The sequence below is a fragment of the Veillonella parvula genome, from assembly GCF_040097785.1.
In the GTDB taxonomy this organism is placed as follows: domain Bacteria; phylum Bacillota; class Negativicutes; order Veillonellales; family Veillonellaceae; genus Veillonella; species Veillonella parvula_D.
Map to the genome: position 1 here is coordinate 324189 of NZ_JBBNNS010000002.1, position 19296 is coordinate 343484.

The following is a 19296-nucleotide window of genomic DNA, read 5'->3' on the forward strand; positions in this document are numbered from 1 at the left end:
TTAACTATATTCATTATATTAGCTATACTAATTATTCTAGTTATATTATTTGCTTTAGCTATATTACTTAGAATAGCTATATTGGTTATTCTAGCTAATCTTGTTATACTAGCCTATTAGCCCAAGAATCCTCCATGGCCCATAGCTATACAATCTTCTTTGGTGATTTCATCATCTGCGATGAGGCGTGGCACAATTTCATCAAAAGCAGTCGGTTTGCTGAACAATACACCACCTGGTACACCAAGAATTGGTGTGCCATCTGCACAGTAAGCAATGCAAACCATGGACCCTGGTAACACAGGTAATCCATAGGTAACTACTCGATCTGCATAGCGTTTAATCGCTCCTGGAGTGAGATCATCTGGGTCAACGCTCATACCGCCAGTGCAGAAAATGATATCTGCGCCTGCTGCTTTCACCTTGTCGATAGCCGCCACGATATCGTCTGTATTATCCGTTACAATTTCGTGAGCTACCTTTGTAACACCAAATTCAGCACAACGTTCTTCAATGATTGGTGTGAAAGCATCTTTAATACGACCTTCAAATACTTCAGAACCAGTCGTAACGATACCCATTGTTTTGCGCACGAACGGCTTTACATGTAACAAAGGCTTACCATCAGCAATTTTCTTTGCATCTTCTACTTGTTGTTCTTCTAACAACAATGGAATACAGCGCATGCCTGCTAGTTTATCACCAGCTTTCACAGGTGTATTATTAAATCTCGTTACAATAGTCAACTCACCAATGCTATTGATAGCATATAATCGGTCTACATCGACCTTGAAAAGGCCATCTACATCCGCAATGGCTTCAATTTTACCTTGTGCCATAGGGCCATCGTGCATGTTTTCACCGCCTGCCATATGGTATAAAGCACGAGCTACATCCTCTTCGTGCAAGAACCCCTCATCTTCTGGCTCCATTACAAATACATGTTCCTTGCCAAGATCCAAGAGTTTAGGAATGTCCTCTTCTGTAATTACATGTCCACGGCGGAAGGGCGTGTCTTTCACCTCACCGATGACGATTCTTACGAGATCGTGTAATAATATTTGCCCTACGGCATCTTGTGTTCTAATAGATTTCATAATATCTCCCAAGTCATTAATAACAAAATACGTTACTGTATAACATCAAAATGTATTTAATACTATTATTCAATATTAATATGTTTACATAGTACAGAGTAGACGCACTATTAGCATACCAACCCAACAGAGGATTAAGCCCCCTACGACTTGTACTGCACCGTACCATAATGCTTGTACATAGGATTCAGCCATCATAAGCTGTAGCATTTCAAAGGCAAAGGTTGAGAAGGTGGTAAATGCACCTAGCCCACCTACAACGAGGAAGAATCTCGCCCATTGAGGTAGATCTGGCTTTTGCATATAAAGGCCTAAGACTAGACCGATAATGAGGCAACCAACGAGGTTTACTACTACCGTACCATACGGAAACGAGCTGACCTTTGTCATCACCCATTCACCAAGAGCCATACGGCATAAGGCCCCAGTGGCGCCACCGAGGGCAACGGCTATGTATTTTTCCATATTGCCTCCTCTACTCAAGATAACATACTAGATGGTATGATCACATTACTATAGCATACATGTAATACTACTTTCACAATTCGTGTAATTATCTGTAATAGCCGATAATTATCTACTTTTCTATATTAGTCAGATGCTAATAATCTCAGTATACTATATTTAGAGAGTAGGGAAAAGAAAGGAGTCCCTATGCACCCCTCGTCTACACCGCTCACCGAACTGCGGATCAACACATACGAAGACCCGTTTTTACAACATCAATATGTTTGTTTAGGTCATAAAATTGCCATTATTCGCGTATCCCTAAATATGTCTCAACAAGAGTTAGCTCGTCACATTGGTATCAGTCGTAGTTATTTAAGTAAATTAGAATGTGGTACAGGCATCTCAGGCATGTCTTTAGAAATTCTTTTTAAAATCGCTCAAGCCTTTCAAATCAACGTAGGTCAGCTCGTAAGACTGCGTGTTGTAGATTATAAAAACTGTAATGCGCACCTAACATCACATTATAAACGGCTAGAGCTTCTGAACCACACCAAGAGAACGTCTCGAAATCAAACAAAAGAAAACTAGTCCAATAGTCTAAAACAACGGTTAATTAAATACAACAAATGATAACTAATTTATATCAAGATGCTCTAAATACTCTAAATGAAAATTGAATTAGATATTCAAAATAATAATCAAAAAAGCTCCGCCATTGGCGGAGCCTCTCATATGTAATTATGCCCATTGCATCAGCAGGCATTATACTTCATTAAGTTTTTTATGCTGTACTTCCGCATTTGCTTTTTTGAAGATAAATGCATTGTTGATATGCTGACGCATAGCTGTTTCTGCAGCTACTTCGTCGTGACGTTCAATAGCGTCTACGATTTGATCATGCTCATCATCACAGTCATGTGTACGTACAGCATTGAAAGAACTGATGTACATGTCACGATTAACGCGTTCACGGAAACCTGCTAGATAATCTACAATGCGTTCATTGCCAGAGTAATGAGCAATCATTGTATGGAATCGGCTGTTTACATCAACACGTTCTGTGGCATCTTCAATTTCATGCATTTCTTTACAAAGGGTTCTTAGCTCTTGTACTTGCTCAGGTGTAGCATGACGAGCACATAATCTAGCACCAAGTCCTTCCATTACTTCACGAACTTGGTAAAGTGCTACGATTTCTTCTGGCGTGTCAGCTTTTACAGTAACACCTTTCCAAGGAACGATAACTACGAGATTATCTTTAGCCAATTTGCGGAATGCCTCACGCACGGGTGTAGCACTCACTTGTAATTGTTCTGCAATCTTTACTTCGTTAAGCTTCTCTTGAGGCATCAATTCGCCTGTTAAGATAGCTGTTTTTAATGTTAAATATACTTGTTCACTGAGAGGTAATCTTTCGATAGAATCCACTGCGGACAATTTGTATTTATCTTTTGAACTTTGTCTTCCCATTACTAGCCCCTAAACCTTACTAACCATTCATGCTTTCAGACTTTCAAAGAACGGTTAAAATGAGTATAATATAGTATACAACATATCTTAGACAGTATGTTGTGCGAAATTAAGTGCATACATTACAATTATAGAACTCATCATTAAGACTGTCAATTTAACTATAGATAATAGCTATATCTCATTTTTGAAAGTAAGGAAGTATACTATGAGCCGTTGTTTGATTATCATCAACCCTGTCTCAGGAGGCGGTGCAGCGCGCCGTTACGCCCTCGATTTACAATGGAAATTGAGTACATTGTTCGAAACGATTGAGGTCAAATTCACCAGAGGTGAAGGCGATGCTACACGTTTCGCTAAGAACGCTTGTGAGCGCGGGTTTGATGCCGTATTCTGCATGGGTGGTGACGGCACTGTTAACGAAACCGTTAATGGTATTGCCCAAGGTGGATTCTCCTGTACCTTTGGGTTTATCCCCGTTGGTACAGTAAATGATATGTCTCGTGCGCTCGGCATTCACCAAAATCCAACACAAGCTATCAGGCGTATCGATATCAATGAAACTCGAACCATTGATATCGGCCGTTGTAATGATCGGTATTTCTGCAATAATATTGCAGCTGGTGTTATTCCTAAGGTTGTGGATGAAGTTACGCCAAAGGAAAAAAGCATACTCGGCCCTCTTGCGTATTTCTTGCGAGCAGGCCAAGCGTTGTTCACTACAAAGGACTACACGTACCGCATCAAAACAGAGAACGACGATTTCATCTGCAAATCCCCTCTCGTTTTAGCCCTACTTACCAATGTAGTCTCTAGCTTTGAACGTTTTATGCCAGAAGCCTCTGTAGATGATGGTTATATGCGTATCATCATCTTCAAGGAATATTTTATCCTCGATATTCTCAGCGTATTACCACTCATTATCAGTGGTGCCATCTATAATTCTCGTTATACAACGACATTAACGGTGAAAAAAGCTCATATCGAACTTCTATCTGACGTCGATGATTTATCGACTAATATGGATGGTGATGCAGGTCCGGATATGCCTGTGGATATTGAAGTATTGCCACGCGTACTCAAAGTATTTGCACCTGCAAAGCACAAAAAGAAAAAAGCCTTAAATCTGCCTAAACTACCACATATATAATAAGTAATTGGTAACACAAAAGCTCTCTATCAAAAGATAGAGAGCTTTTGTGTTTATTAATTTATAAGAATCTATGCGCATTAGTCCACAATGATTGCATCATGCAAGCGGAAGCTATAAATGTAACATGCTTTCACGGGCATTCCCGTCAATCGCTGCAAGGCCTCTTTATAGAGGTCCATTTGGATTTTATAGCGCTTAATGAGTTCTTCTCCGGATGTAACGCGATCCGTTTTGTAATCTACGAGAACCCATTCGCCATCCTCCTCAAAGGCCGTATCAATAATACCTTGGAGGAACAGATTTTCCCCGTCCTCTAAGGTGTCGTATACGCGTTTTCCTTCAAAGAGCATGCTAAACGGCAACTCTCGTTCGATACGTTTTGCATTGATAAGGCGCTTACCAAGATCAGAGCTAAAAAATTTATACAAACTCGTATCGCTTAATAAATTCCGTTCTTCCTCTGTAAAAGTTCCATTCGCCACCAGTGCATCGAGTTCTTTCGTCAAAGAAGCTTGCGTATACGTCACAAGAGGTAGCCATTGCATAGCCTCATGCATCAAGGTCCCCCATTGAGCACCGGTCAATACATCATCTTCAGACTGTAATGCTTGTGGCTTTCGACCGAATACGGAATTTGCTAAATCATCCTCCGAAACTATAACAGGCTGAACACTAATATTACTAGTATCATCGGCACTAAGATTCAGGTTCGTTGTATCTAGCTCGATAGCCTGAACCGCATCCGACACAGCTCGTTTAGCACCCAAATCTACCGTTGCAACAGATTCATTAAGAGTGTCTATATTTCCTGCCTCTAGTTCTCGTTCTTGGAACCGTCGTTTCAATTCACTAACTGAGATTTTCGCTGTCCGACGAGTAGCATCACTGTACGGATAGCTATAGTTGAATCGATTCACGATTTCCTGTGGCAACTCTACAGAATTAACCACTTTCAACTCCCGAACTTTATTGATTGTAGTCTCGTCGATATCCGCTTTGTAATCGAGATCACCATAAAGAGAGCCATCATGGATTTCAACCTTTAAACGACACTGTTTATCCGGTAAATCAAAATAGGTGGGTCCTTCGTACTCGATGGCTACGCGCAATGGATTACCGCCATCTAAATGACGAGCAAAGCCCATGATCATCCAGTCTAGATAGGTATTAGCTTGTGTAATAATATCTGTCGGTAACTGTTGAGTTTCTACGGAAGCCACATTTTTAATGAGCTCACCTATGGTGCTTAACATACCTTTAGAATTTTTAAAGCCTTTAATAAAGCCTGTCATGAATAGCTTATCTCGTGCCCGTGTCAAGGCAACATAAAGAATGCGCTGCTCCTCCGCCTTGAGGGCCGCCTCTTTTACGTCTTTCACATAGAACCAAGGCATGGTCGGGAAGGACACTCGAATATCTGGAAAATACCCTTTCAAACCAAGGCCTGCATTTTTATCGATAAGAAGCTCTGAACGCAAGTCCATCATATTGAATCTTTTTTGTACACCAGATAAAAATACTACAGGGAATTCAAGACCCTTACTCTTATGGATGGTCATGAGGCGCACCACATTATCTGCCTCGCTCACCACATTGGCAAGTGGCATATCTTGGTTGCTGTCACGCAAGCTTTCCACAAAGCGCAAGAACCTAAAGAGCCCGCGGAAGCCAGAGGCTTCATAGCCCTTAGCTCTATCATATAAGGCGAGCACATTAGCGCGTCGAACGAGGCCATTCGGCATAGCCCCTACATAGTTTACATAATCTTGGGATTCGTAAATATCCCATAGCAAATCGGTCACACCGTGGCGACGCGACAAGGTACGCCATCGCTCCATATGACCAATGAAAGCTAATAAGCGCTCATCTTGAGCCACTTCTGCATAGGCTGGCATGAGCGACCATAGGGACCCCTCACCAGACAGGCGCAATGCGCCTAGTTCGTTCGCATCAAGGCCTACCAGGCCAGAGTGCAATACGGCAGCCATCGGCAAATCTTGTTCCGGATTATCTATGATGGATAACAATGCCAATAAAAGTTGAATCTCTTGTGCTTCAAAGTAACCGTCTCGCTCATTTACAACCGCAGGAATCCCCGCTTGACGCATGGCTTCTACGGCACGCGTACCCCAGCCCGCCAAGGATCTGCGCAAAACAGCAAAGTCTCGCCACTCGATTTGACGGAATGTGCCATCTGGATTTTGCACCTGTTTCTTAGCAGCATGGATTTCCTTGATTTTTTGAATGATGAAATCTAGCTCACGCTCGTTGTTTTCAGGGTCATCCCCTTCATCTTCGTCACTTTCACTAGCACCAAGGGTATCCTTACTCACATCTAAGAGCTGCAATTCCACGTCGCCTCCAACCCAATCCTCTGGTGCATCCTCTACGATGCGGCCAGGAATAAGCGATTCAGCCTCTGTATAATTAAGCTCTGCCGCGTCTTCCGTCATGATTTGATAGAACAAAAAGTTCGTAGCAGCCAAAATATTTGCATCAGATCGGAAGTTTTTCGCCAAGTCGATACGTCGTTCTACCGCATCAGTACCACCGTACGTATTATATTTCTCCATAAATAGAGAACTATCAGCCATACGAAAGCTATAAATAGCCTGCTTCACGTCCCCCACATAGAATCTATTATCAACGCGAGAGATCAAATTGATAATCGTTTCTTGAACACCGTTCGTATCTTGGTATTCATCGACCATGATTTCTTTGAAAGTATCTTGCAGTTCCTTTGCTACTTCAGATTTCTGAGGCTCATCCTCTGTGCCAGGTGCAACGAGAAGAGCCAAGCATAGATGCTCAAGATCGCTGAAATCCATGATGCCTTGCTCTTGCTTCATGTCTCTATAAGCTTTATGAAAAGCAATCGTCAGCTCTACAAGGCCTTCTATGATTGGATATTGAGCCTTAAACTGCTCTTGCAAGGTAGCTTCCGGAACAGTGAATATAGCGGTTTGCATGGCTTTGAGGTCATCTTTATTTTGACCACCTAAAGATTTAAACTCTGCCACCAAAATAGGGTCATAAGCTTGTGCCTCTTTTGAACCCATACGGAATTGATCCTTAATAAAGGTATCCATATGCTTACAAGCATCGCCCATATCATTCCAAGATTGAGCTGCTGAAAGCATACTTAGTGCAGCCAGTTGATTATCGTATATATTTTGCCACTTATGAGGACCTACGGGATCAAGTAAAATTTGCTCCATCCGCTCTAAGCGCTCTCGAATACGGTCGATAACAGCTAAATGATTCGACCACATATATTCGCCCCACATCGTATCACTAGGGTTTATGTTCATCGCCTCTTTATAAGGCTCTAAGGCTTTTCTTAGCCATCCATCGGGATTAGCAAGGGACATGGCGTAATTATATAAAGACATAATCTTTGCCGTTAAGCCCGCATCGGATTTATCGTCGCTGAAGAAGTCCGCTAGCTCATAGATATTATAAAGGCCCTCTTCATAGGACTTAGTTAATAAATCGGCTAATACCTCTTGTTGTAACAACGCCATTTCTGCTTCATTGCCGATACGAGCCGTTGGATTAATATCGAGCTTGTAGAAATAGGACCGGATTACCCATTGGCAAAAGGAGTGCAAGGTAGAAATATGAGCAGACGGCAATAGATTGAGCTGTCGTTCAAGGCGCTCTTGTAGTACTGCATCATCTGTAGATTCCATGGCTTTAGCCAAGGCAAGGCCAATACGAGCGCTCATCTCTTGGGCTGCAGCCTTTGTGAAAGTTACAACCATGAGTTCTTGAACGGATAAGGGATTATCCATATCCTTAAGGCGCGTAATAATGCGCTCTACGAGGACCGCTGTCTTACCTGAACCGGCAGCAGCCGCAACAAGTAAGGTCTGATTATCTAAGGAGGAGTCCTTAGGTGCTATGATGGCAGACTCCTGCTCTGGCGTCCATTTAACACCCATGGTTTTCACCTCCTTCGCTACTATTATTTCCGTCATTATTATTATTTTTTTCGTTGCTGTTATTTCTGTCGTTACTGTTGTTTCCGTTGTTTCCGTCGCTTAAGACCTCTTTCATCCGTTCTAATGCATCATCTTCAGACAATCTAGACAAATAATTATATCGATTACGGCTAGAGTCAAAGCGACATACCGTTCTGTAATCGCAGAATGTGCAAGGTCTAAGGCCATTCAATTGATATGGCTTAATCGGGAACTGCCCTTCCCCAATGTGACGACCCGTCTCAGCCATCACGTGATTTGTATAGCAGCACATTACGTCAAATTCACCTGTAGACTTAACTTTTCGCAAATCTCTGCTAGAAATGGTTTGATCTTTTTTCGTAGCAATCGGCACATAAGGCCCACGCTTAGATCCATAGGACAAGAACTTATTGTCAATATGCGTCAACAACTCTATATCATCGGAGAAGTACCCACTGTTTTGCCAAGCATCGCTTTCATTAGCCAACGAAACCGCATCTTCATAAGATATAGGCGCATCAGCAGGGATTTTAGGGTTCTTCACGTAAGAGTAAACCACCGCCGCAGGGGACATAGATCCGCCATGTGTTTTACCATAAGCGGACTCCAAAGCCAACAGATAGGTCATGAGTTGCAGTTTAAGTCCATAGTACACATCTTGGGCCGTCACATGAGCACCACCCGACTTGTAGTCGATAACCATGCCATAGGTTTGATCATCCCGTGTATATTCGTCGATGCGGTCAATTTGACCGATGAGTCGCAAGTAACGGTCTTCACCAAGAGGGACCCGAATAGGATCCCAGCCACCTTGACGACCAAAGTCTTGCTCTAAATACTTCGTATCAAAATCGCTGCGCTTAGACCACTCTACGAGACGATCTACCGTCACATGTAATGTTCTCTGTACACGCTGTTCGATGGCCTTTTGGTAGGCATCGCTCGTTTCTTCACCTAGCTGATTTTCTTGCAAGATTTCGTCTGCCACAGTACGGCATAGATTTTCTTGTTCCTCTTCGTCGAGGTCACGCCATTGTTTGTTATTTTCTAGCAGATAATTACCTAAGCGCTCTAAATTAGCATGTAAGAACGTACCGATTTCAGGAGCTCCAAAGGAGCGTACTGGACGCGGTTCTAGCTTCAAACCATATTGGGCATAGAACTTAAACGGACATTGTTGGTATCGTTCAAGGCGCGTCACAGAGCCAGACATGTAGCCTTTAGACAAGAATAGACCATTCACTAAATCCTGCGTTATGACAGGCACATCGTTGTTATCTCGAATACCACGTGACACCTCCGCTAAACGAGGACGATATGTTTCGCTTTCACGAGCCCAGTTATAGAGTCCCCACCAAAGAGGATTGACCTCATAACCACTAAAGAGAGCCCCCCAACGCTCAGATAGCAATGACAGACTTTGGAGCGGACGCCACATGTAATCTGCCTCTGTATCAGGTGCAATAGAGAGAGGAATATCTACTGCCTGATCTACGTACCCAAGAGATTCTAATCGCTTTACAACGAGGGATGGCTCAAGACCTGTTCCATCCTCACCAGAGCCCGCATAGGACAAGGTCAACGAATCGGATGCCCGTGTCATGGCGAGATATAATAGGAAATTCTCGTTGAAAGCCTTCGGCAAGGCCCCTTCTGCTAAGGTAATGCCTGCATCGGCCAATTCTTGACGCTCCTTATCCTTGATGAGGCCTTCATCTCCCATACTTTGAGGAAATACGCCTTGGTTGAGGCCCATTACGAACACCTTAGGCCACCACTGGCTGTAACCACGTTCGATAGTGGTAATCACCACATGGTCTAAAGACGGCGGAATCATAGAGTAGTTTACATCGCTAAGGCCTTCTTCGAGGAGGAGCATCATCTCATCCAGAGTCAATATTTCATCCTTCATGACCATAGAAATTTCGTCTATAAAGGAAAGAACCGCATTATACATCTGTTCATGACTAGCTTTGGATTCTTGATCACCTACAATTTCTGCGTCCTTCGCCCATTCATAGAGGCGCTCTGGCACTTGTAAGATTTCTAATAAACCATAAAGTTGTGTACCCCACTCAGCCCCTGTATGACCATCCGCATTAGCAGCAAAGTCAAACCATGGAGATAATATATCCATAATGGTTTGTCTTGCTTTGTTAATACGTGCTCTGCGCGGTGCATCTACGTGGCTTTCTTCATCTTGCCCCTCATGAAAGCCTCGTAAGTACGGCCAGCTTTCACGTTCCCATTTATAATGATCGATACCAAACTCGAGAACATAATTCTCTAACTCATCTACAGCTTCACGGCTAAGAGGCATCAAGTCCGTCTTGAGCAAGAGGAACATGCTGTCCCGACTATAGTTATGACGCACGATATCAAAGAGTGCCGTCAATAGCTCGCCTAATGGATGGTTTTTCATAGGCCGCTGACGATCAATAAAGTGCGGGATACCGTAGCGAGCAAAGACCTTTTCTAAAGTATCACCATAGGTTTCAGACTCGCGGAGCATAATACATACATCTCGGTAACGAGCCTCTTCAGATGATTCTATATAGGCTAAAATACGACGAGCCACCGCATCGGCTTCGCGTTCCCGGTTATAGCCGCGAATAAGCGGAATCGTTTCATCTGTAGAGTTTTTCTTACTAGGACTAGCAAAGTAATTAGACTCTAGAGCTTGAACGATTTGAGGGCCTCGTTTCCCGTCAAAGCCAACCCAGTTGATACTAGAGCCATAACGAGCGACTAAGGTGTCGTAAATCTCTAAAGGACGGCTGAAGAGATGCTCCCCTCGACGAGCTAGATTTAACGCCTTCGGATCCATCGGTAAATCGATAGTAATAACGGCCTCCTTCGCCAAGTCAAACAAGGTATAAATCAACTCATAGTGTGTGGGCGTAAACCAATGGAAACCATCGATAAAGACGTGGCTATTCTCCATGAGAGGAGATTGTGGCAAAGCCTCTACGATTTCCATGATAGGATCGATGTCGCGCTCCCCATGGCGACTGAGTTCTTCTTCATAGGCAGACATACAAATAGCTAGCTCGCGCAATTTCTTTTGTAATACTTTATTTTTAACAGATTCTGCCCCTCGTTCTAGGTCCACAGGGCCTACACGGAAGGCGCGGAACTCAGAAAAGAGTTGTTGCAATACAGAGGAAAACTCAGGTCGCTTTGTGGCCTGTTCTAACAGCCCTAGTTCCTTTTGCTTTCGTTTCATTACAAGGCGCAACAACATAGACCGGCCAAAGCTTGATAAACTTGATTGACCGACCCCTTTTGAGGCTATCGATTGATATACCTGATAACCCAAACGACCAAAGCCTACGACGCGAACCGTAGTAAAGCCTTTTTCAGGCATAAATTCAGCTAGCTCCCGTTCCACCCGATAGGTGGCAGGTTCAGGAACAAGCAAGATTATTGGTTCCCCTGGACAGTCTGTCATGACCTGACGTATGCGCTCATATACGGCGCGCGTCTTGCCTGATCCAGCCCGTCCATAATAGACACTAATACTCATGAGACCTCCCTAGTGAAACTTTCACCATCTCAATTGATATAATCCACAAATGTATATTGCTCATATCAGTTAACGCATTAGAATAGCACTACACAAATTAATTGTAGCACTATACGAATTAGATATAGCATTAAACGAAGTTTTTCGATATAATAAATTACTATACTGATTATTATTATATAGTAATATGACATTCTATGGCTAATTGTACAATATTTGACTCATTTGATTATATTTATTTATAATTAAGATAATATTTTATATTTTATTTACAATTAGCATGAATTCCTATATAATACAAGTTAGTATCTGTGTTATTTGTAAAATCATGTATTTAGGAGTAAATTATTATGAACAAAAAACATTTAGCAACTGCTTTTGCAGTGTTTGCAGCGACAACGATGTCTTTCTCTGCTTTTGCTGCAACTATTGATGCTAATGCACGCGCTTACGAACGTGCTTCAGCAGAACAATATTCTTATCCTGCACCACAAGCGGCTACGCCAGCTTACCAAACTAGTTATGCCACAAGTGCACCACGCCCTGGCTACAAACCATTGCCAGCAGTGCCTTATACAGCAGGCGATATGGCTCAACAAATGCCTGTATCTAAAGAATTAGGTGATCCAATCTTTGTGGCACCACAAACAACAGCTGTAGGTCTTCAAATCATGGATCCTATCCCTACTGAAGCCCAACCTGTATACCAAGAAACTGTAAACTCCGTAACAGCTAATGGCAACGGCAGCTCCTACGTTTCTCGCTACAAAGCTAACCAATTAAACGCTTTCGACTTGTTGTTAAATGGTAAAACTTACACATATGACTTGCCTGCATACACTAACGGCTACCAAGTGAAAACTGCTAGCTCTTACAACCGTGCTGGCAACGGTGTTGCGAATGTATTCTCTACAAACGTAATCACTGAAGCAGTTGTAAACAACAACTCTTTGCGCATCACTGTAAACATGACTCAACCAACAGCTGTAGCAGCTGCTAAATTGCGTTCCATGCAACAAACTGGTCAAGTAGCAAGTGGTGAAGTAGCTGCATTGTTCGCTTACAATGAAAGCTATGATGGTGTAAAACAAGCGGCTCATTACGATATCTTCAACAATAACGGTCGTTACATCGTTGTTAAATCCGGTGCTGTAACTGTACCAAATGGTGCGCAACACCCTTACGCAACTGCATTATTCGCAGTAACTGAAGACACTGTAGCAGCTGTAACCGTATCTGGCAACACTGCTGAAGCTTCTGATTTAGTAAAAGGCACTGCATATGCAATCGCACAATCTGCTAAGGTATCCAATAACAAAGTATCTACTAAATCTAAAAAATAATTCGTACAAAAATTAAAGCTAAAAAGTAGCAAGGAAAGGCTGTACTCAAATGTAAAATTAATTACATTTTGAGTACAGCCTTTCTTTCTATATTGTAGTCTTTATTGAATATATAAAATCTCTCTCATTAAGCAATATTTCTTTATCAATACCTATATTTGTTTTTTTTAATTTGATAAATACGGCAAATTCAAGCATCCTAATAACCATTCTATATAAAGAGTCTAAGCCTTCTGTATCATTTTGTATCTCACCCTTCTGTCCTCCATATAAATATACTGGAAATCCGCTACCAACAACAATCATTCTATTCAGTAAAAAATTTTGAATTAACTGAGTAAAAACCGCAGAATGAGCATATCTTCGTCCTACAGCAATAATTCCTCCAATTTTATTAGTTAATGGACGCTCAAACCTTAAATATCCCACGCCTAAACGATCAATAAAAGATTGCATTAAACTGGGCATGCCAAATCCATGTACTGGAGTTGCATATATCAAACAGTCTGCCTCTTTCATTTTCTCATATACTTTTACTACATCATCATTCTGTCTACATGGTTCCGTTCGATAATTACAATTTTCTACATCCTCACAAGTATTACAAGATTTTACAGATAGCTCACGCAAATTTATCACGTCAAAAACCACATTATACTTTTTTGATACATTTATTAAAATCTCCTTCGCAATATTTATTGCAAATTCAGTATTACCATTAGTTCGTTCAGAACCATTGATAACAAGAAACTTTATTTTCATATGCGCCTCCATTATTTATATGATCTAGTTAAATAGGTAACGCTTAAAGTTACAATTATAGTGCCAATAATTTCATTTATAGTAATATTATGATTCAATACAATGACATCTAACACTAATGTTGAAATCGGTCCTAAAGCACTAATTATTGCAGTTTGTGTTGCACTAATAATTTTTACTCCATAAGATAAAAGATAAGAAGGGATTATTGAGCACATTAAAGCCAATAATACTAAATAAACCATCACGCTATCTTCAAACAAAAAACTAGTTGCAATATCTCTTGAAAAAATCATAAAAATAATAACTAAAGCTATAGTACTTATACACATATAAGCACTGGTAAAAACAGTTGCACCAATCATTCGAACGGCATGCTTACTATAAATTATGAATATAGCCCAAAAAATTGCGGACAGCAAAACTAATCCTCCACCAAGTAGAGTCTCTTTAATATTCCCTATTACAATTGGATTAAACATAAAAATTAGACCAATTACTGTCGAAAAAATTAAACCCATTTGAACTATCGTAATTTTAGAGTTTTCTTTAGATAGCAAAAAAACATATATTGGGAAAGTAAACAGAATAGCTCGTTCCAAAGATGCAGATATGAATAGCAATCCGATAAAATCTGCTATTGATGACAACAAATAGATGAAAGATCCGATTGCACCATATATCACTACCTTTTTAATTCCCCTATTTTCCCAATCTACATTCAGTAATGGAAATAAGAAAAAGGGTAATGAAATGATAGACCTATACATTAATATTATAATAGGAGTAATTTCGTTTAAATAAAGAAGTTTCGCAAAAATCGATTTCGTTGATAAAAAAATAGTTGCTAAAAATATTGCCAATAAGCCTATATTTTTTACTGACAAATTCATTCTACATACCTCTTTTTGAAATTTTGTAACATTTCTAATCCATTGATAGTACCTATACTTTCGGGATGAAACTGTATCCCCTCTATAGAATACTTCTTATGCCTAACTCCCATGATATAATGATCATCCATAGAATTCGAAGTTATAATTAGTTCATCATTATTAAAACCTTCTTTATCAATAATAAGAGAATGATATCGTGTTACTAAACAAGGAGAGTCAAAATGTTGAAATATACATTGTTGATCATTCGTTATTAAACTTTTCTTTCCATGTCGTAAGTTACATGCTTTAGAGATTTTACAGTCAAACGCTAAGCCAATCGCTTGATGTCCTAAGCAAACTCCCAATATAGGAATTTGGCCTTTGAATCTATGAATAATCTCAGTATAACCAGCATCTTTTGGATGACCTGGACCTGGTCCTAATAAAATCATATCAGGACTCAGTTCCTCGATTAAAGCTATATTAATTTCATTAATCCTATATACAATTGGATTCATATCTAGTTGCTTTAAATATTCAACTAATATATATACAAAGCTATCATATGCATCTACAACTAATGTTTTCATGTTATCCCCCTAAATCAATCTAAAAGTGATTTGCCAGTAATAGTAAGATATGTTGCAGCTAATTTATTTAATGTTTCATTCCATTCATTGCAAGGCTTTGAATCTGCAACAATACCAGCAGATGCCCGGATATGATAATTTCCTGCATAATATAACGCCGTCCTAATACAAAGCGCTAAAACAGCATCTCCATTTAATGTAATTTGACCTATAGCACCAGCATAAAGTCCTCTTTTATTATTCTCGTATTTTTCAATAAGCTTCATAGATTCAATTTTAGGTGTCCCTGTCATAGTTCCTGCTGGGAAAGTGGCTTTAATCACATCAAAAATATCATATACATCCTCTAAATCTATTTGTAAATCAGAAACCAAATGAAAAACATGTGAGTAAGTTTCTACAAAAAATTGCCGTGTCAACTCCAATGTTCCTTTAGAACAAACTTTAGCTAAATCATTTCTACATAAATCAATTAACATTAAATGTTCTGCGATTTCCTTCTCATCACATTTAAGTTTTTCAATAGCCATATTATCAAGTTCTTCATCATGAGTCCGCTTTGTAGTACCTGCAATTGGTCTCATTTCTATAGTACGACCATTTTTTCTTACAAATAGCTCTGGACTAGCACCAATTGAAAAAACACTATTTATAGGTGCAAAATACATATATGGGGAAGGATTAATTTCACGCAAACGCAAATATACATCAAATGGTCTTGTATTAGTACTAATAGATATTTCATGACCAATTTGAATTTGATAAATATCCCCATTAGCAATATGCTGCAAACACTCATTTGCAACCTCTAAGAATTCAGATTTACTCATACTGTCTTTTATAGTATTGACTGGATAAATTTCTGGTATTGGTAAATCATATTTTGTGTATCTTTGTAAAGTGCTTTCAATATTCACCCAATCGATAACAGGTTGTCCGGTAAACTTCAGTTCTTCATAAGTTATACTGTTATCATTTAAATTAAACTCAATGATTCCTCGATATAAGTCAAGCACTATATCAGGTATTTCATAATTACATACTCGGTTTAAGTCTGGTATATCCTCTATATATCGTATACTTTCATAAGAAATAAATGATAAAAAGCTTAATTTAGTATTACATTCTTCTTTATTAAATAATCCTGTAATAAAACTCAAAACATCAAATATATGCCCCTCTCGAACATATATTTCAAGTCCATCAATAATAACTGTATTTATAGCTTTTAAATTACTCTTAATATAATCTATCAAAGCACTATCACCCTGTAGATTTAAATAACTATCCTTTATAGATATTGACAACACCTTATCAAAACCTACATATGCAGAATTAACATCCTGAGACGGTCCCGCTAGCGATTCAAAAATATAGCAGTTATTAGCTCCATAAAGTTCCTGAATAGCCATATAACATTGAATCGCTTCACAAGTACACTTAATAAGGCCTCTTCCTATTCCAAACTCTAAATCTGTATTCATATAATACCTCCAACAATTAATAGATATTAACCTTTCCAATTTAGATCTAAATAATAAAAAACACATTTCATCCTAAACAGGACGAAATGTGTTCGCTATACCACCCATTATGTATACTTTCAAGTGCGGAAAAGTCAATATACCTTTCGATACTCTAGTCATATAACGGTGACAACCGTTCCAGCCTACTCGAAATACTTTCGGTGAACTCTCATGAGCCCATTCACTATACGCTAATCGCTGATCATCTCATCTCCATAGTGGTCATCAACTTGCTGTAGAATAGTTAGTATAGTTACTACTTCTCATTCAAAGATTTGAAATATTATTCACATGTGATTTAATTACATTATACATTAACTAACTATAATGTCAACTCACTTTTATAATTAATGTGTGTTTTTTTACTCATCATAATTCAAAAAAGTACATTTAGTCTGTATTCAATCCATCTTATTTTTTTAATTAATAAAACCTTTTAGAAGTATATCTAAATAGTATTATATGTAAATGATATATAGCAACCCTTTTTTATTATATTTATTCATTAATATACACAAAAAATTATATCAACTAAATACATTATATTTTGATAAACTCCATAAAGCACCTATGTATACATTCTAAATATTCTATCTAACCGATTTGTAAAAATACCTTCAATGCGGTTTGTGACATTAATCGATAACCGCGCTCGTTGGGGTGTACCTCTCCGGCAAAGACAATTTGTCCAATTTGATCCGCTTCAAACAAGGTGGTATAAAAATCTATGACCTTAATATTACGTGCCTCTGCATAGGCTTTTAGCTGTTCATTAACCTCTCGTACAACCAGATTTAATCCATCCATATCGCTATCAATTTGAGTTTCTAAACCGATGATTACCATCCCTTTTGTACTAGCCAGCTCAATAGCTTTCACCAAAGTCTTGTACACATAGGTACTATCTCGACCTTGTAAAATATCGTTAGTGCCACACATCAAGAAAATATGACGTGTTGGATCAGTTGTAGCCGTAATTGCCCAATTTTCAATATTATAAATCATACCCTGTACGGAGCAGCCATCTTCACCATAATTTGTAAAATTAGCACCTTCTATGGATGCATCACAGATTTCGACCCAACCCTGTCCATAAGGTACATCATAGCCACGCGTAATACTATCGCCAAAACAGATGATTTCCATTTACATCCCTCCTGTAATATGACTCAATCATATAATAAAAGAACACCATACACAATATACATATTAATTACAAAAAGGACCCGTTTTGAACTGCCCTCCAATTAGGCGCAATTTTTAGAAGGGCAGTTCATTTACGGATCCTTTTATATTATTTAAGACGAATGAAAAACAATGCGCATGCACCGATAATAGGGGCAATGGCGATAGACATCAAGGACATTTGGTAACTGCCCGTCATAACGAGGACATTGCCCAAGAGCAGTGGTGCCAAGAGAGCCCCAATTTGATTAAACAAGTTTACAAAGCCCGCTGTAGTGCCGCGTAAATGAGGTGCTGCCGATTGAACTACAAGAGCATTAGTCAACGCACTATGCATGAAGGCACCTATACCGAGGATTGGACCTGTTACAAAGAGCATATTTGGATTTGCCGTACTTGCAAACAAGATTAAAGCGGGCGCAAATAAGAACATAACGAGCGCCGCTAAATGGTTCTTCTTAATTGGCAAAATATCAGATAAAATACCAATTGTTGGTTTCGCAATTAGTGCCGCCGTACCGAACACGCTCATGACTTGGCCTGCATAGATAGCAGTTACGCCTAATTGTTTAACCATGTACAAGTTCGCCCATTGCGTTACGCCCCAAGTCGTACCTGTTGCGAAGAAGCCTGCAATTGCCAAGCAACGAATGTTACGGTTGGAAATGATGTGCTTCAAGTTTTCTACTAAAGACGTTTGGCCTACGCCAAGTTTAGCAGCCGCTGCAGAAGCCTCGGCTTCTCGTTGTGCTAGGATTTCTGCACTTGGCTTACGCACTGTGAAGTAACATAACACGAGTACTGCCAATGGCAAGATGGCTGTAGCAAGGAATGCCGTTTGCCAACCGTAATGTGTAGCTACATATGGAGCGTAAAGGTTTACCGTAGTAATACCAAAGGACGTACAGCTCATAAAGATACCTACGGCCGCACCCCGTTGATTCGGACCGAAGTGATCTCCGATAGCACTCAAGCAAGAAGCTTGTACAGGACCAGACATAACGCCTAATAAGAAACGCAAACCCCAAGCCATGGTATAGTCTGTAATGGTACTCATCAAAGCCGTTACAGCGGCCATACCGATCAAACTAAACAAGATGGTGCGTCTGTAACCGATTTTATCGGCTAAGATGCCGCCTGGTAATACCGTTAACGCATAACCAAAGTAAAAGGCCGAAATATGTTGAGCCCCCATCTTAGCTGTGAAATGCAACGCCTCATTGAGGATAGGCATAACAGATGCCCAGGACAAGCGCATAACAAAGCTCAACAAGAACGTGAGCCACACACTAAGGAGAATTAAAATCTGAGTTCGCGAGAAACTAAGTCGATTCATACGAGCTCCTTTCTA

At 39.9% G+C, this 19296-nt stretch carries 14 protein-coding genes and 1 other annotated feature; of the genes, 3 read left to right on the forward strand and 11 right to left on the reverse strand.

Annotated elements, in window-relative coordinates; translation table 11 throughout:
* Positions 1–116 precede the first annotated feature (116 nt).
* Positions 117–1097 carry a molybdopterin-binding protein gene (locus tag AAA071_RS05550; protein ID WP_077707755.1) on the reverse strand — a complete coding sequence of 327 codons (981 nt, stop codon included), beginning with the start codon at positions 1095–1097 and terminating at the stop codon, positions 117–119.
* An 84-nt stretch (positions 1098–1181) separates the two neighbouring features.
* The gene (gene crcB / locus AAA071_RS05555; protein WP_077707756.1) at positions 1182–1562 is read right to left on the reverse strand and encodes a fluoride efflux transporter CrcB; all 381 of its coding nucleotides are present in this window, start codon (positions 1560–1562) and stop codon (positions 1182–1184) included.
* 189 nt (positions 1563–1751) lie between these two features.
* On the opposite strand from crcB, the gene AAA071_RS05560 reads away from it, so the two are divergent.
* Entirely contained in the window at positions 1752–2135 is a 384-nt protein-coding gene (locus AAA071_RS05560; RefSeq protein WP_287508126.1) for a helix-turn-helix domain-containing protein, read from the forward strand.
* A 174-nt stretch (positions 2136–2309) separates the two neighbouring features.
* On the opposite strand, the gene AAA071_RS05565 is transcribed toward AAA071_RS05560, so the two are convergent.
* On the reverse strand, positions 2310–3017 hold the full coding sequence (locus AAA071_RS05565; protein ID WP_004694848.1) for a GntR family transcriptional regulator: 708 nt from the start codon (positions 3015–3017) through the stop codon (positions 2310–2312).
* A 208-nt stretch (positions 3018–3225) separates the two neighbouring features.
* Between AAA071_RS05565 and AAA071_RS05570 the strand changes: the two genes are divergently transcribed.
* Positions 3226–4167: a diacylglycerol/lipid kinase family protein gene (locus AAA071_RS05570; RefSeq protein ID WP_008602199.1), complete on the forward strand. Its 942-nt coding sequence runs from the start codon at positions 3226–3228 to the stop codon at positions 4165–4167.
* 80 nt (positions 4168–4247) lie between these two features.
* On the opposite strand, the gene addA is transcribed toward AAA071_RS05570, so the two are convergent.
* Positions 4248–8114 carry a helicase-exonuclease AddAB subunit AddA gene (gene addA, locus AAA071_RS05575; protein WP_349234068.1) on the reverse strand — a complete coding sequence of 1289 codons (3867 nt, stop codon included), beginning with the start codon at positions 8112–8114 and terminating at the stop codon, positions 4248–4250.
* Positions 8104–11661, reverse strand: a complete 3558-nt coding sequence (locus AAA071_RS05580; protein ID WP_287550323.1) for a PD-(D/E)XK nuclease family protein — start codon at positions 11659–11661, stop codon at positions 8104–8106. The genes addA and AAA071_RS05580 overlap by 11 nt, the downstream gene beginning before the upstream one ends.
* Positions 11662–12011: 350 nt before the next feature.
* Here AAA071_RS05580 and AAA071_RS05585 point away from each other — a divergent pair, with 350 nt between their 5' ends.
* Positions 12012–13004 carry a hypothetical protein gene (locus AAA071_RS05585; protein ID WP_287550321.1) on the forward strand — a complete coding sequence of 331 codons (993 nt, stop codon included), beginning with the start codon at positions 12012–12014 and terminating at the stop codon, positions 13002–13004.
* A gap of 87 nt (positions 13005–13091) precedes the next feature.
* On the opposite strand, the gene AAA071_RS05590 is transcribed toward AAA071_RS05585, so the two are convergent.
* From AAA071_RS05590 to AAA071_RS05615, 6 genes are all read right to left on the reverse strand, one after another.
* A complete protein-coding gene (locus tag AAA071_RS05590) occupies positions 13092–13766 on the reverse strand; it encodes a flavodoxin family protein (RefSeq protein WP_287550319.1) in 675 nt (224 codons plus the stop codon).
* An 11-nt stretch (positions 13767–13777) separates the two neighbouring features.
* Positions 13778–14659 (reverse strand): DMT family transporter, encoded by an 882-nt coding sequence (locus AAA071_RS05595; RefSeq protein WP_287550317.1) that lies wholly within the window; start codon positions 14657–14659, stop codon positions 13778–13780.
* Positions 14656–15234: an anthranilate synthase component II gene (locus tag AAA071_RS05600; RefSeq protein ID WP_287550315.1), complete on the reverse strand. Its 579-nt coding sequence runs from the start codon at positions 15232–15234 to the stop codon at positions 14656–14658. Before AAA071_RS05600 ends, AAA071_RS05595 begins: the two co-directional genes overlap by 4 nt.
* Positions 15235–15248: 14 nt before the next feature.
* Positions 15249–16718, reverse strand: coding sequence for an anthranilate synthase component I family protein (locus tag AAA071_RS05605; protein ID WP_316101772.1), 1470 nt, complete (start codon positions 16716–16718; stop codon positions 15249–15251).
* A gap of 74 nt (positions 16719–16792) precedes the next feature.
* Positions 16793–17040, reverse strand: a binding site (T-box leader).
* 314 nt (positions 17041–17354) lie between these two features.
* Positions 17355–17906 carry an SGNH/GDSL hydrolase family protein gene (locus AAA071_RS05610; RefSeq protein ID WP_287550554.1) on the reverse strand — a complete coding sequence of 184 codons (552 nt, stop codon included), beginning with the start codon at positions 17904–17906 and terminating at the stop codon, positions 17355–17357.
* 148 nt (positions 17907–18054) lie between these two features.
* Positions 18055–19281 carry an MFS transporter gene (locus AAA071_RS05615; protein WP_287550553.1) on the reverse strand — a complete coding sequence of 409 codons (1227 nt, stop codon included), beginning with the start codon at positions 19279–19281 and terminating at the stop codon, positions 18055–18057.
* Between the last annotated feature and the right edge of the window lie 15 nt (positions 19282–19296).